Source organism: Iningainema tapete BLCC-T55 (assembly GCF_014698965.1).
GTDB lineage: Bacteria > Cyanobacteriota > Cyanobacteriia > Cyanobacteriales > Nostocaceae > Iningainema > Iningainema tapete.
Window position 1 is genome coordinate 14,933 of sequence record NZ_JACXAE010000063.1, and the last position, 13,738, is coordinate 28,670.

Sequence of the window (13,738 nt, forward strand, 5' to 3'; positions counted from 1 at the left end):
TTACTTAGTTCAAAAAGACCTGACCATCTCTTTGAATTCTCAAGACACCCTGGTTATTATCTGAGGTAGTTTTTTCATCCAGCGAAACTGCCAGCACCCCTGAATCAGATGTAGATAAAGGTATAACTTTGAGCAGTCCTCCATCTTCGCGCACCATTGTGATCGTGACAGGCGTTGGTAAATCTTTCAAGACAACTTCTTCTCTACCTGTGAGAATTCGGGGCTGGGTATGGGCGCTCGCCTGATAAGAAATACGGGCGTTAGTGTTATTTTTCAATCTCACATCCACCTTACCTGCCATTGGCACAACAGTAGCAATAGCATTCTGTCTTGTCTGTGGTAAAGGTGGTTGTATAACATTCGGGCGCCTAATAATAGGAACAACCAAACCCCCTTGCATCCCAGGCATTTGCCCTTGCTGTGTCTGTCCTAGAGTTGCAGCATTAGGCGGGCATCCTTGGGGAACCATAACACGATGGTTATGTGGTTCTTCGTAGAAAATGCTGGGACAGGGGTTAACTTTGGAAGTAGGCTGCTGTGCTACTACCGCTTGCGGAACAAATTGTATACTCATGAGTAAGCCCCCAAAGATTGTTCCTATTAGCCCAAACTTTTTTTGGGGCAATTGATTGAGTTGATACATAATATAAATGCCTCCCAAAGATGAATTGAAAAAATTTTATTTATACTTCAAACAAGTAAAAGTGAAGTTAGAGAAGAAGTTGAGCCGCTCAACTTATTAGAAGAACTCAAGAACTTTTGATAATTTAAGGTTAAGCCTTAATAGTGGAAAACTCGTGAAGAATTCAAGTGCGTGGTCTATCAAACATCAACCGTTCTTCAACCACTCAGATTGTGACAGGCGACTCTACATATATAGTCGGTTCTTGCATTTTAAATTTAATTCCATAACTGAGCATATGCTTAGAAATTTTCTCATTTGCCAACTCCAGCAACCGCTTTCTTAATTGAATTGAATTTTCACTTGAACCTAGTATAAAAAATGTCACTCTGGCGTGAGTTGTGTGATCTTCAGAATTATCTGTCAAAGTAATATTAGTACTACCAGGGTCAATTCCAAACAATGAGTTAGTACTCTTAGCAATTACTTGCTGCACCAATGCTTGCTCTCGCTCTTCCAGAAACTTTAAAAACTCGATGTAAAGCAAGACCATCACCTTCTTGCCTCTAGTAACATTTTCAACTTCTAAATTTGCTAATATGGAATTTGGCACAATAAAAAGTGTACTTTTTGCTGCTGTGCGAATCTTGGTAGAGCGTAAACCAATCGACTCAACGCGACCAAATAGACCTTCGGGAATTTGTTGAGAACGTTGTAAACGAATATATTCTCCAGGAACAAAGGGGCGATCTAAATACAATACGATAGTTCCCAGCAGTTGTTCTAATGTCTTTTGAGCGGCAAAAGCAACCGCGACTCCCGCAATTCCTAAGCCTGTGACTAAGCCAACTAAATCAAATCGGTTCTTGGCAAAAGCTAGCACTGCGAAAAAGCCAATAATCACATTTGCTAAAGTCTCAAATACCAGCAGTAGCTCATCAACTTCCCTACCGAACTTGCTAAACAAATCTATTCCATAAACAAGGACAAATTGGCGAAATAAACGGGAAGTTATCCAGGCAACACTAGCAATTACTGCCAAATCAATAAAAGGTTTAATAAAATTATAGATTAATTCATACTCTTTAATTAGATTCAAAGAGAAAGAAATTAGGATGAAGGTGCTAGCAATTTTGAATAAGTTTTTAATTGGGTGGATTAATTTTTCATAAACTACTGTCAGTTGCTGTGGGAAAAAATATTTGAGAATCAATCTTATAAGTAACGGTGTATATCTTCCTACAAGGAAAGATAACAATATAAATATGAGAAATATGCCAATTTCAGTTAATACAGGTTTAGCTAATTTTCCCAACAAAACAAAATTTTGAATAATTTCGGATAAATTCATAAATTAGTTTTAAATTGTAATAGGAGAATCAACATAGATAGTAGGCTCATCAATATCAAAGGCAATACCATATTCCTTCAATCGCTGGGTAATACTCTGATTAGCAAGATCGAGTAGTTGGCGGCGCAGTTCCATTGAAACTTCACCAGAACCTAAGATAAAAAAGGTAATCTGTGCTTGCGTTCGCTCTACTGTTTTTAGGTGAGAAGACAGCAGATCTTGCTCTGAAAAATCTCTAAAAATAACATCGGTGCTGCGCGTATCAATGCCAAAAATATCGACAGTACTTTCAAGGATAACCTGGCGAATCAAAGCTCGTTCTTCATTCTTGACGGCACGATAGAAGTTTAAATAAATAATTGCCATCACCTTCTTAGCACCAGTAAAGTTTTCAATATTAACCTGGGTGAGCGAGCTGTTAGGGACAATCATCAGTGTACCTTTACCAGAGGTGCGAATTTTGGTGGAGCGTAAGCCAATTGATTCAACTCGACCAAAAGTTCCATCGGGTAAGCCAATATAGTCATCGATTACAAAGGGACGATCGAGATAAATAACTACACTACCTAATACTTGTTCCAGTGTCTTCTGAGCAGCAAAAGCTATGGCTAAACCACCAATTCCTAAACTTGCTAACAAACCAAAAATATTGATTTGATGAATTTCGGCAAAAAGAATAGTCGCTACAACTACAATAATTATATTGACAAATAACTTAGTCAGAAGTAATAATTCACTATTAACTTTCCGCCGACTTTTAATTGCTGCTTCTAACAGATAGAAATCAAAAAACTGCTTGAACAGTTGAGAAGCTAACCAACTGGCAGTAATAGTTAAGGATAAGCCAATGGGAATTTCTAACAGCCGAGACCAATCAGATTCTGGTAGTGAAATTGCGAAGACATCCGTAAGTAAAAGACCAAAGGCAACGCCTAACCAGTTCTCATATGGCTTCACAACTTTTCGATAAGCAACTCTTTCTCTCACAGAAATGAAAGGAGTAAGTAGCGATTGTGCAAAGCTTACACTTCGCAAACCTACTATAGGGAAAAACAAGCCACCACTGATGAAAGCCAGCAACCCAACCAATCCTAGCCAACTGATTTGTAATTTTCCATCGCTATTCAAAACTTCAAGTAAGGAATCTAGCACTAGTAAACTCCATTTTTTCGACTGATCTATATTAATGAATTCCAAAAGCTCTGCCTATCACACCGATCCGCTTAAACACTTGAGCCTAAGGCTGCTGCTACTTGGTCAGCTAGTTTATGAGGATTGAAGGGTTTATTGAGTACGCCTGTTACACCCAGTTCAGCAAATAGGTGACTCTCAGTGGTGCGCCCTTTAGCTGTTAGCAAAATTACAGGGATATCCTTAGTTGCCGGATTTGCCTGTAATTTTTGAAAGGTGGTCGGACCATCCATCTCAGGCATCATTACATCCAGAAGGATGGCATCAGGTTGAGCAGTCTGAGCCAAGTGCAACCCTTCACTACCTGAAGAGGCGCTTAGTACCTGCCAACCCCCCATGATCTCCAGGCAGGTCTGAATTAATTTACGGATGTCATCTTCATCATCAATAACTAGGATTTGCTTGGCTGTCATTGTTCTGGTCTTCCTTCCTGTCTTGAATCATCAGGCGTAGTAGACGTAGATACGTCCGGAGAGCGGCTTTTCAAAGCCATCAGTGGAGCCTGTTCATCAAACACCGCTTGCTGTTTTAATTTTTTCCAGGATACTCGATTTGTGGTTTGTGGACTATCCGTACACATGCAGTCCTTCGCCGCCGAAACGCTGCAAAAACAAGCATTTCGGCGAAAGAGATTTTGGTTCATTGTCTGAGCATCTGCCAGTGGCGATGTGCGCATGCGTTACAAGCAGCCCTCTTCGGTCTGTTAGTCTAAATTCCAATAGTAATGGTCAGGAATTGTTACTACCACTCCTTTAAGTCGATGGAGAGCATCATGACAAATTGCTAAAGGTGCAGTTTTTCCATGAGTCCATGCCTCTTGATCAAAGCTTACTACAAAAGGTAGACCGGGGAAAGCATTAGAGTCAGAGCGGTATATTTCAAAGCGAGGACACTCAGAGTTTTCCAAAGCATAGACAACGACTTCTAAAGCTGCCTTAATATCGGTTGAATATGGACGTGCAGGTAAATTGAATTGTTCAGATACAATCTGGTCTAAATCAGCTAGGGAGTTAAGCTGAACGGTTTCAGTGCCGGATCTTTTCGTTGTTGTTTTCATTTTGGATTTACTTGAGTTATGTTGCCAAAAATGTACCCTATTTATTTAGGACGACCATTTTTTTATATTTATCTTTGAAGTTAAGACTTAAAAGTGGAAAAGTCGGGCAAAAGCAGAAGATCCCAAAAAAGCGCGAGGAAAAATCTACCTGCTAAACTAGCACTAGACGCATCACAGCACTGTCAAGGAGGATACTTGGCGGGTTTTAACACAGGCGACATAATAGCAGTAGTACGTGTCTCCTGCCCCAAGAACACTGCTGCGTAACTAGAGAGAAAAAAATATGCTGAGATTGACGCGCTCCCAGCTAAAACGCTATGGCGTTGCTACAATAACGTTTTTACTGGCGGTGCTACTTACACGACTGCTATGGCAGCTGCAAAAGCTGACAATTTACCCACTTTTTTTAGGTGCTGTGATGATTAGTTCCTGGTATGGTGGTATAGGACCAGGACTGCTAGCAACTGTTCTGTCCACTTTAGCATGCGCCTTCTTATTTCTACCTCCACTTTATTCGCTGACCTTTAATTTGCCTAGTCTAGTGGGGCTAATTCAGTTTGTGCTAGTGGCACTGCTGATCAACTCACTAAATGCGGCACTACGTTATGCGCGACGACAAGCTGAGATGAACGCGCGAGCCGCCCAGCAAAATTACGATCACTTACGTCAAAGCCAGCAAACCCTACGTGATAGCGAAGAACGTTACCGCTTACTCATAGAAGGAGTAACAAACTATGCAATTTTCATGCTCGGTCCCAAAGGTCATTTTGTCAGTTGGAACATCGGAGCAGAACGCATTTTAGGCTATCAGGAAGCAGAAATTATTGGTCAGCCTTTCGAGCAAATTTTTACACCAGAGGCGATTGAGCGCGGACAACCTGAGCAAGCATTGAGAAAAGCATTAGCCGAAGGTTTTTCCAAGGAGAACCATTGGCACGTCCGTAAGGATGGCACACATTTCTGGGCGCATTGTGTCATCACACCCTTACAAGATGAAGACGGAAATCTACGCGGTTTCTCAAAAATTATGCAAGACATCACTGAGCGCAAGCTGGCTGAGGAAGAACGCAACCAACTACTGCTGCGCGAACAAGCCGCACGCGCTTCTGCAGAGGCAGCTAACCGCTCAAAGGACGAATTTTTGGCAATAGTTTCCCATGAACTACGTACCCCCATGACCGCAATTGTTGGCTGGGCAGGGATGTTGCAAACAGGTATGCTAGATGAGTCTAGGGCTGCAGATGCAATTGAGACAATTGAGCGCAACGCCAACTTGCAGATGCAACTGATTGAGGATCTGCTTGATATTTCACGTATTATTAGGGGGGAACTCTCGCTCAACAGAGGCAGAGTTAACCTGGTTGAAGTGATTACACCGGCAATTGAGGTTGTGCAAGGGGCGGCGGATGCTAAGGGTATTCAACTAGAGTCTGTGCTTGATAACTCAGTAGAGCAGATTTGGGGCGACTCAGAGCGCTTGCAACAAGTCTTGTTAAATCTACTCTCCAATGCAATCAAGTTTACACCAAATGGCGGACGGGTTGAGGTACGATTGTCAGTGGTTAGTGGCAACGAACAACTTGCAACAGATAACTCTGCTCAAATTCAAGTGAGCGATACGGGTAAAGGTATCAGTGCTGACTTTCTACCGTATGTTTTTGACCGCTTCCGTCAAGCAGATAGCACAAGTACTCGGTCAAATAAAGGGCTGGGATTGGGCTTGGCGATCACACGTCATCTGGTAGAATTGCATGGCGGCACTATCCAAGCACAGAGTCAGGGAATAGGACAAGGGGCGACGTTTACAGTGAAGTTGCCAATTCTGGAACAGAGGAGTCAGGAGTCAGTAGAGACGTTCCGGCGGAACATCTGTACAGGAGTCAGTAGAGACGTTCCGGCGGAACATCTGTACAGGAGTCAGGAGGAAATAAATTCTTCCGAGTCCTGTCCTTCAAGCCTTAATGGCTTGCGAGTGCTAGTTGTGGATGATGAGGCTGACACGCGCTTGTGGATTAGCACAGTGCTCGAAAAGTGTGGAGCCGAAGTGATTGCTGTTGGCTCGGTAGGCGAGGCGCTGGCAGCGCTCGAACAATTAAGACCAGATGTGCTGATCAGCGACATTGGGATGCCAGACGAGGATGGCTATGAGCTGATGCGCAAAATCAGGGAACTGGAGCCAAAGTTAGGCGGACGTATTCCGGCTGTTGCACTTACGGGGTATGCTAGAGTAGAAGACTACAAAGAGGCACTGGAAGCAGGATTCCAGCTACATGTAGCTAAACCAGTCAGGGCGGCTGAGTTGGTGGTGATCGTTGCTAGCCTTGCCAATACTTCCGAATCACAATGAGTAGAGACGCGATCGCAGCGTTCATACACCCAGATTCATATTGTGTTTAGCAAAGCCATTTTAGCAAAATTGCTCAATGCTCCACAAGTTTTCCACTTTATAAAGATATCTTCAAGCTAAAAGGGGTGAAACTTGAGAGCTCGCCCCACATTTGGAGGATATTTTCAAAAATGTGTAGTTTCTTAAAATGGTCATCAAGTAGCGCCACCTTGCTATCTGCGGCTATGATTGGCACAATGGCTCCCATAGTGTCTGCTCCCGCCATTGCTCAGAACACTTCTCCATCTCCCACACCGAGTGGAGATGCCAAGTATTCTGATGTCAACTTTTTTGATGTTGCAGCTAATTTCTGGGCAAAACCGTTTATTCAAACCCTGTATCAGAAAAAAATTATTACAGGCTTTCCTGATGGAACCTTTAAACCAGAGCAGCCTGTAGATCGTGCAGAATTTGCTGCAATGATTGCCACAGCTTTTGAGCAGAATCGAATTCGTCCTTTAGCAGAATCTGGATTCAGAGATGTTCCTGCCAACTACTGGGCTACTTCTGCAATTCAAGAAGTTTACCAAACAGGATTTATGCAAGGTTATGGTGGTGGACAGTTTTTGCCAGAGCAACCTATTACTAGGGCGCAGGCGATAACTGCTTTGGCACAGGGTTTGCGCTTGTCCACGGATGGTACGCCTGCAGATATTCTCAGAACTTACTACCAAGATACTGACTGGATACCAGCTTATGCCATCAATCCCATAGCCGCTGCCACACAGAGAAATATTGTCGTCAACTACCCCAATGTAAAAGTCCTCGATCCACTCAAGCCTCTGACTCGTGCTCAAGCTGCAGCACTTTTGTATCAAGCTTTGGTGCAGCAGGGTAAGCTCGAACCACTAGCAAATAATGTTACGGCTACTAATTACATTGTGGGTCGCAATAGTAATGTTAGTCAAACCAATTCAACGACTACATCTACATCAGATACTAGTGGTTCCACTACCGCAACTACTTCAACAACTACATCTACATCAGGTACTGGTGGTTCCAATACCACAACTACTCAAACTACCTCCACGACAGAGCCAGGTGATATTTATGCCCTCTCTACACTGAACTTTACAACACTAAGTTCTGCATTGAAAACAGCAGGTTTAGCAGATACTCTCAAAAATAAAGGTCCTTATACAGTTTTCGCTCCCACAGACCAAGCATTTGCTGCTTTACCTAAAGATACTTTGAACAAATTGCTACAACCTGAGAACCGAGAAACATTGGCTAGGATTTTGAGATACCATGTGGTGCCTGGTAAATTCACTACCAATGAACTTAAGGGAGGACAAATAAAAACGCTCACAGACAGACCTCTCAATGTTCAAATTAATCGTGCCACTAATCAAATTGACGTGAACAATGCGAATGTTACCCAGCAGAACATTCAGGCAAGCAACGGTGTCATCCATGCGGTTGATAAAGTTTTGCTACCGCCTAACATTGACCTGAACAAGTTAGGGAAGTAAAAGCCTCTGTTTGCCCTAGATGCAGAAATTAGCTTACTCCCTCAAGCATCAATTTGGGCATATTTACAGCCGAGATGACCAAACTTTCATTGCTTTTGGTAGATGTCAAGAGGCTTTGAAACAGGCTTATCCTATTTGTAGATTGATGTTGATGCCCAGAGGTGCTTTAAAAAGCAAACATTAAGCATGAGACTTCTGTTAGTTGAAGATGATAATTCACTTGCTCAAGCTGTTGCGGCAGTTCTGGGTGAGCAACATTATGTGGTTGATATTGCTGCTGATGGTCAAGATGGTTGGGACTTGGCAGAAGTTTGTAGCTATGATTTGATTTTACTAGATGTCATGCTGCCGAAGCTAGATGGGATTAGTCTTTGTCGGCAATTACGTCAAGAGGGTTATCAAATGCCCATTCTTCTATTAACGGCAAAGGACACCAGAACTGATAAAGTTATGGGTTTAGATGCCGGAGCCGATGATTATCTCGTCAAACCTTTTGACTTTCAAGAGTTAGCAGCTCGCATTCGCGCTTTACTACGCCGGGGAAATTCTTCTTTACCTCCTGTTTTAGAATGGGGAAACTTGCACCTCGATCCTAGTAGTTGTGAGGTGACTTATGCAAGCCAAGCGCTGCATTTAACACCAAAGGAGTTTAGCGTTCTGGAGCTTTTTTTACGCAACAACCAGCGCGTGTTTAGCCGCAGTGCAATTATCGATCATCTTTGGGGTGCAGATGAAGACCCACCAGAAGAAAACACAATTAAATCACATATCAAAAGTTTACGACAGAAATTGAAAGCAGCAGGTGCTAACTATGATTTAATTGAAACAGTTTACGGAATAGGCTATCGGCTGAAGCCTCTACCCCAGGAGCAAAGTTGTCAGCCAACGGAAAAAGAGCCAAATTCGGAGCAGCAGCAAGCTATGTGGGCAGCCCTCGCGAAGGCGCGGGAGGAGTTCAAAGCTAAGGTTGGTTCGCGCATCGCAGTGTTGGAGCAAGCAACTAATGCCTTAAGGGAGGGGACTGTTGATGTTCAACTGCGACAAAAAGCAGAGCAAGAAGCTCACAAGCTGGCTGGTTCTTTGGGAAGTTTTGGCTTTGCTCAAGGTTCGCTACTAGCTCAAGAGATCGAGCATTTGCTTCAATCTTCTATTAATCACAGCCTCTTGTCTCCACGCCTTTGTAAACTAGTGATGAAATTGCAGCAGGAGTTAGAGCAACCAGCTGAACCAATTAGTGTTGAGTCGATGGAAAGTTCGCAATGCCATAATATGATATTGCTTGTTAGTAGCGATCGCCAAGTTGTTGAGCAGTTGGTCAATGAGGCTACTACTCAAGGAATACAAGTAAATATTGCTACAGATAATGCGGCGGCAAGAAGTGCGATCGCAAATGTAGAGACGCGCCATAGCAAGTCTCTACAACCCGATGTTGTACTACTGGACCTTTGCTGTTATGATGACGTTAAGGAAAGCTTCAAGCTAGTAGCAGAGTTGTCTAATCGGACACCGCCAATACCAGTAATGGTGTTCACAGACCAAAGTAATTTTACTGAGCGCGTAGAAGTAGCACGGGCTGGGGGACGTGGTTTTTTGGACAAATCCATGCTTCCAAACCAAATGTTGGAGTTAGTCACCCAGGTACTGCAACGCCATAGCGCTAGCTCGTCGAGAGTCATGGTTGTAGACGATGATCCGCATGTGCTGACCATTGTACAAAAACTACTAGAGCCTTGGGGATTTAGGCTAACAACTCTCGAAGATCCACGACGCTTCTGGGAAATTTTGACAGAAGTATCCCCAGATTTGTTGATTTTAGATGTAGAAATGCCTCATATAAATGGAATTGAACTGTGTCAGGTGGTGCGTAACGACCCGTACTGGAAAAGACTACCTGTATTGTTTTTGACTGTTCACGTAGAAGCAGATACTGTGGAGCGGATGTTTGCAGCAGGTGCTGACGACTGCGTGAGCAAGCCCATCGTAGAATCACAACTAGTGACGCGAATTTTTAACCGTTTACAGCGAACCCAACTACTTAGGAAATAGAGAGGACAGATGTGAGCCTGTGTCTACAACAAAATAGCGGAATCGACTTGACTCATCTACTCAGATAATTGAAAACTATTGGAGAATTATTGTGTTTAAATTACAGAATTGGTCATTAGCAAATGCAACTTCACTTTTCTTAGGACTGGTAACAGGAGCAGCCACATCGTTTTTTGCTGTAGTTCCCACAGTCACTGCAGCACCAGAGTCAGCAGCTAACTTTCCTGATACCAAGAACCATTGGGCGCAGCCATTCATTGAAGCTTTAGCAGAACGTAAAATTATCACCGGATACCCGGATGGCACTTATAGACCGAATAAGTCGGTTGCTCGGGATGAATTTGCCGCCATCATTCGCCAAGCTTTTAACCAAAACCGGGAGCGGCAGATAGCCAGTGGCACCGTTTATAAAGATGTTCCTGCTGGCTATTGGGCAGCTGCGCCGATTGAAGAAGCCTACGAAACAGGATTTATGCATGGTTATCCGGGAGGATATTTTCGACCAAAACAGCCAGTTACCAGGGTAGAGGCGTTAGTGTCATTGACACAGAATTTAGATTTGCATTCCTCAGCTAATCAAGTACCTGCTCAAACTACCCGTCGAACGGCAAGAAACCTGTTTTTACTTCCGCTGCCAATGACTACTTTAATGCAGCCAATCATGACTGCTAAAGCCACAGCTAAAACTGTGCCTCAACCTCCTGTATCGACTGTAGTCAGCAATTATTATGCAGATGCTGAAAAAATTCCTCAGTATGCTGTTGATGAAGTAGCAAAAGCAACTCAAGCAGCTATTGTTGTCAATCATCCTAATACCAGGATACTCAATCCTAATCAAGCTGCCACTCGTGGAGCCGTTGCTGCTTTTGTTCATCAAGCGTTAGTCAATCAGGGAAGGCTGGAACCGATCAAAAGCACTACAGCAGCTTCTAACTACATTGTGGGACGTAGTAAAATAAGTGACTCAAATGTACAAACACAGCAGTAGCTGTACGCAGACGCTCCCGACAAAAACTGACGTAGGGCTTCAGCGATCGCCACTGGATCATCCATAACCACAAACGCAACAGAAGCAACAAGAAAGCAGGCGAGAGCAAAAGCATTTTGCCAATTTCCTTGAACTGCTGCAGCTATTACAAAGATTGTGAGTAAAGCTTGTCCAACCCATGCGGCAACTCGATACCCTCGCCAATTAGTACTTAACATATCAATGCCCCATTATTTACTGGCAAAACAATCCAAAATCTAAAATTTAAAATTCATAGTTTACTCCAATGCTTTGAGGAAATTGTGATACTGCTCCTGCACATCTTGGCGGTCTTGTTCTTCTGGCAAACCCTCACGGCTACCCCTTAAAATCATCTCAGCATGACGCTTTAGAATTGCTTGCTGTTTGGGATTGCGAGAATAAGTGGCAATGATTGCCAGCGCTTCTATTTGGCGGATGGTAACAGACGCATCAGACGATCCATACTGGCGAATTTGGTTAAAGGCAAGGTCAACCAACTCCTTAAAAGTCACTGGCTCTGCAATTACGCGCAAATTTTGTTTGTCGTCGTAGCGGTAAGGCGAAGGAAAATCCCTTTGGGCTAGGCGAGACAGTCCGGCACTAAGTCTATCAATACACCGAATCGCCGTGAACGGATCGTTAATGCCAGGAGAGAGGGCACGCAAAGCAATTTCAACCAGTTGAGCAATGGGAAACGATACATCCTGCTGTTCGGTACGTTCCTTCCCGAGAATAAAGGCTTCGTTAATCTGTTTGTTTAAAGACGCTTTGGGCGAATCTACCACTCTTTCCCCAGGTAAAACCATGACGAGAAAGCTATCCTTGACAACAAACTTTCCCGGTCGAGACTTGACACGCAACAGGAGATCGTGCTTACAGGCAATCTTCATCAATTTTTCGTCATCTATTGCTTGTAGATAACCAGTGCCATTAGCTCTAATTGGGTAAGCTTCTCTGTCGAAATTTGCTGGTATTTCCCCAACTTTTCGTTGATGTTCAGGTAAAGGGTGTCCGATTTTTTGAGGAAACAGCCGATCAATCGCACTATCTAGATCGGCACTAGCTTCAGATATGATGTGGGATGCTTGAATTATGGTTGATGCATGATGGATAAAGTAAATTAGCACAGCGATGCTCGCGATCGCCAGTACTATGCCCACAGTTACCGACAAATGTGGCACAAACTCTTCATAGTTTTCTCCCCGGATAGTGCGCAGTACCAGTAAGGAGTAGACAAACGTGCCAATGAATGTACCCAGGACGATCTGATTGCCCGTGTCCTGCATAAAATTACGCAATAGTCGCGGACCGAAATTTGAAGCAGCGAGTTGGAGAGCAACGATTGTAATCGAGAAGGCTGTAGCGGCTACGGTAACCATCGAACCAGTAACCGATGAAAGCAGCGATCGCGCACCATCAGGTCCGCCTGAGTAGATCCAGCCCCACTCTCTGAGCGGTCCATAAATGCCTGCCCGATCAAAATGTAACATTGTCAGCGCCAGCACAAATGCTATAATTGCCATAATTGATGGCAAAAACCAATAGCTGGAGTGGAGTGAGTCCCAAACTTTGCCTAGCTTAATATTTTTCATTCGCTTTTTTATGAAACATTGCCATCGCCTTCACTACCATTTCTTTGCGCTCGGATTTCAGCAAGCCGCCTGAGGGAACCGCCAATGCTGCGTGGCTTGGGAACTTCGCTTTTACCTGCGGGCCAGCCTTCTCTTTGACGGGAGCGATCGCCATCTGTTTCTTCGGTTTGGTCGTGAAACAGAATTTGCTGGGTTGGGTAGGGCAAGTCGATGCCGTTTTCAACGTATAGCTTTTGCTTGATGGCACAGATCACCTTGTCTCGCGAGGTGAGATCATCTGCACGTCGTGGCGGTTTGATCCACCACCGGGCGCGAATATTGACGGTACTTTCGGCAAGTTCCATCACCAGCACGTCGGGAGCTGGGTCCTTCAAAACTTCGTCTACACTGTGGATCGCTTCCAGCATTAACTGCTTAGCTTGGTCAATATCATCTCCGTAGCCTATGCCAACGTCGTATTCTATGCGGCGGTTATCGAAGGCGGTGTTGACAGTCACTGAATTAGTGAACAATTCAGAGTTAGGAATCACAATTCGGCGACCATCATAGGTTTTAATTGTTGTCGCTCGTGTCTCAATGTTTTCCACCGTTCCCTCAAAGTTCTTAAACACAATCTGGTCGTTAATTTGGAACGGCTCAGTCAGCAAAATCAAAATGCCAGACAGGAAGTTTTGCAAAATGTCCCGGAAGGCAAAACCAATTGCCACCCCACTGATTCCCAACAGTTGCACCAAATCACCGGCTTTGAGGGAAGGAATCACAATCGACAAGGCGATAAACAAACCAATCAAAACTGTCGCACCCTGCGCCAATCGTCCGAGTACCAGTCCTAAATTCCGGGCGTGGCGGCGGTTGCTGGTAACTCGCTTGACCAGTTTCTTGATTCCCCTAGCAACAAACAAAAATATTGTAAAGACAATCAATGCTAACACAATGCTCGGTATCAGAGCAAAGAAACCGTTGATCATCCCCTGAACCTTGTCCCAAGCTAGAGATATTTCTGCGTTCATGA

At 43.9% G+C, this 13,738-nt stretch carries 13 protein-coding genes; 4 read left to right on the forward strand and 9 right to left on the reverse strand.

Translation table 11 applies throughout. The features are described from left to right. Window positions 1-4: 4 nt before the first annotated feature. The 6 genes from ICL16_RS18445 to ICL16_RS18470 form a co-directional block, all read right to left on the reverse strand. Window positions 5-643, reverse strand: a complete 639-nt coding sequence (locus tag ICL16_RS18445) for a hypothetical protein (RefSeq protein ID WP_190830447.1) — start codon at window positions 641-643, stop codon at window positions 5-7. Between the two features lie 205 nt (window positions 644-848). Continuing rightward, entirely contained in the window at window positions 849-1,973 is a 1,125-nt protein-coding gene (locus ICL16_RS18450) for a mechanosensitive ion channel family protein (RefSeq protein ID WP_190830449.1), read from the reverse strand. Window positions 1,974-1,982: 9 nt separating this feature from the next. Continuing rightward, window positions 1,983-3,125: a mechanosensitive ion channel domain-containing protein gene (locus tag ICL16_RS18455; protein WP_190830451.1), complete on the reverse strand. Its 1,143-nt coding sequence runs from the start codon at window positions 3,123-3,125 to the stop codon at window positions 1,983-1,985. Window positions 3,126-3,196: 71 nt separating this feature from the next. Then, a complete protein-coding gene (locus tag ICL16_RS18460; protein ID WP_190830453.1) occupies window positions 3,197-3,577 on the reverse strand; it encodes a response regulator in 381 nt (126 codons plus the stop codon). Then, window positions 3,574-3,840: a hypothetical protein gene (locus ICL16_RS18465; protein WP_190830455.1), complete on the reverse strand. Its 267-nt coding sequence runs from the start codon at window positions 3,838-3,840 to the stop codon at window positions 3,574-3,576. Before ICL16_RS18465 ends, ICL16_RS18460 begins: the two co-directional genes overlap by 4 nt. 27 nt (window positions 3,841-3,867) lie before the next feature. Beyond that, a complete protein-coding gene (locus tag ICL16_RS18470) occupies window positions 3,868-4,221 on the reverse strand; it encodes a hypothetical protein (RefSeq protein WP_190830457.1) in 354 nt (117 codons plus the stop codon). A gap of 283 nt (window positions 4,222-4,504) precedes the next feature. Here ICL16_RS18470 and ICL16_RS18475 point away from each other — a divergent pair, with 283 nt between their 5' ends. The 4 genes from ICL16_RS18475 to ICL16_RS18490 all read left to right on the forward strand — a co-directional run bounded on the left by ICL16_RS18475 (window position 4,505) and on the right by ICL16_RS18490 (window position 11,113). Beyond that, window positions 4,505-6,568 (forward strand): ATP-binding response regulator, encoded by a 2,064-nt coding sequence (locus ICL16_RS18475; RefSeq protein WP_190830460.1) that lies wholly within the window; start codon window positions 4,505-4,507, stop codon window positions 6,566-6,568. 170 nt (window positions 6,569-6,738) lie between these two features. Next, window positions 6,739-8,079 carry a fasciclin domain-containing protein gene (locus tag ICL16_RS18480; protein WP_190830462.1) on the forward strand — a complete coding sequence of 447 codons (1,341 nt, stop codon included), beginning with the start codon at window positions 6,739-6,741 and terminating at the stop codon, window positions 8,077-8,079. A gap of 186 nt (window positions 8,080-8,265) precedes the next feature. Continuing rightward, window positions 8,266-10,125 carry a response regulator gene (locus ICL16_RS18485; RefSeq protein ID WP_190830465.1) on the forward strand — a complete coding sequence of 620 codons (1,860 nt, stop codon included), beginning with the start codon at window positions 8,266-8,268 and terminating at the stop codon, window positions 10,123-10,125. A gap of 91 nt (window positions 10,126-10,216) precedes the next feature. After that, window positions 10,217-11,113 (forward strand): S-layer homology domain-containing protein, encoded by an 897-nt coding sequence (locus ICL16_RS18490; protein ID WP_190830468.1) that lies wholly within the window; start codon window positions 10,217-10,219, stop codon window positions 11,111-11,113. Here ICL16_RS18490 and ICL16_RS18495 read toward each other — a convergent pair. Genes ICL16_RS18495 through ICL16_RS18505 form a run of 3 tightly spaced genes read right to left on the reverse strand, consistent with a single transcriptional unit; the run spans window position 11,059 to window position 13,736 of the window. Continuing rightward, on the reverse strand, window positions 11,059-11,331 hold the full coding sequence (locus ICL16_RS18495; RefSeq protein ID WP_190830661.1) for a hypothetical protein: 273 nt from the start codon (window positions 11,329-11,331) through the stop codon (window positions 11,059-11,061). The genes ICL16_RS18490 and ICL16_RS18495 overlap by 55 nt on opposite strands. Before the next feature lie 60 nt (window positions 11,332-11,391). Further along, the gene (locus ICL16_RS18500) at window positions 11,392-12,726 is read right to left on the reverse strand and encodes a DUF2254 domain-containing protein (RefSeq protein ID WP_190830471.1); all 1,335 of its coding nucleotides are present in this window, start codon (window positions 12,724-12,726) and stop codon (window positions 11,392-11,394) included. 8 nt (window positions 12,727-12,734) lie between these two features. Beyond that, window positions 12,735-13,736: a mechanosensitive ion channel family protein gene (locus ICL16_RS18505; RefSeq protein ID WP_190830474.1), complete on the reverse strand. Its 1,002-nt coding sequence runs from the start codon at window positions 13,734-13,736 to the stop codon at window positions 12,735-12,737. Between the last annotated feature and the right edge of the window lie 2 nt (window positions 13,737-13,738).

What these genes read in the sequence shown, in the direction of transcription:
- ICL16_RS18445 (WP_190830447.1), bottom strand. Translation starts at nt 643, where the DNA reads ATGTATCAACTCAATCAATTGCCCCAAAAAAAGTTTGGGCTAATAGGA.
- ICL16_RS18450 (WP_190830449.1), bottom strand. Translation starts at nt 1,973, where the DNA reads ATGAATTTATCCGAAATTATTCAAAATTTTGTTTTGTTGGGAAAATTA.
- ICL16_RS18460 (WP_190830453.1), bottom strand. Translation starts at nt 3,577, where the DNA reads ATGACAGCCAAGCAAATCCTAGTTATTGATGATGAAGATGACATCCGT.
- ICL16_RS18465 (WP_190830455.1), bottom strand. Translation starts at nt 3,840, where the DNA reads ATGCGCACATCGCCACTGGCAGATGCTCAGACAATGAACCAAAATCTC.
- ICL16_RS18470 (WP_190830457.1), bottom strand. Translation starts at nt 4,221, where the DNA reads ATGAAAACAACAACGAAAAGATCCGGCACTGAAACCGTTCAGCTTAAC.
- ICL16_RS18475 (WP_190830460.1), top strand. Translation starts at nt 4,505, where the DNA reads ATGCTGAGATTGACGCGCTCCCAGCTAAAACGCTATGGCGTTGCTACA.
- ICL16_RS18480 (WP_190830462.1), top strand. Translation starts at nt 6,739, where the DNA reads ATGTGTAGTTTCTTAAAATGGTCATCAAGTAGCGCCACCTTGCTATCT.
- ICL16_RS18485 (WP_190830465.1), top strand. Translation starts at nt 8,266, where the DNA reads ATGAGACTTCTGTTAGTTGAAGATGATAATTCACTTGCTCAAGCTGTT.
- ICL16_RS18495 (WP_190830661.1), bottom strand. Translation starts at nt 11,331, where the DNA reads ATGTTAAGTACTAATTGGCGAGGGTATCGAGTTGCCGCATGGGTTGGA.
- ICL16_RS18500 (WP_190830471.1), bottom strand. Translation starts at nt 12,726, where the DNA reads ATGAAAAATATTAAGCTAGGCAAAGTTTGGGACTCACTCCACTCCAGC.
- ICL16_RS18505 (WP_190830474.1), bottom strand. Translation starts at nt 13,736, where the DNA reads ATGAACGCAGAAATATCTCTAGCTTGGGACAAGGTTCAGGGGATGATC.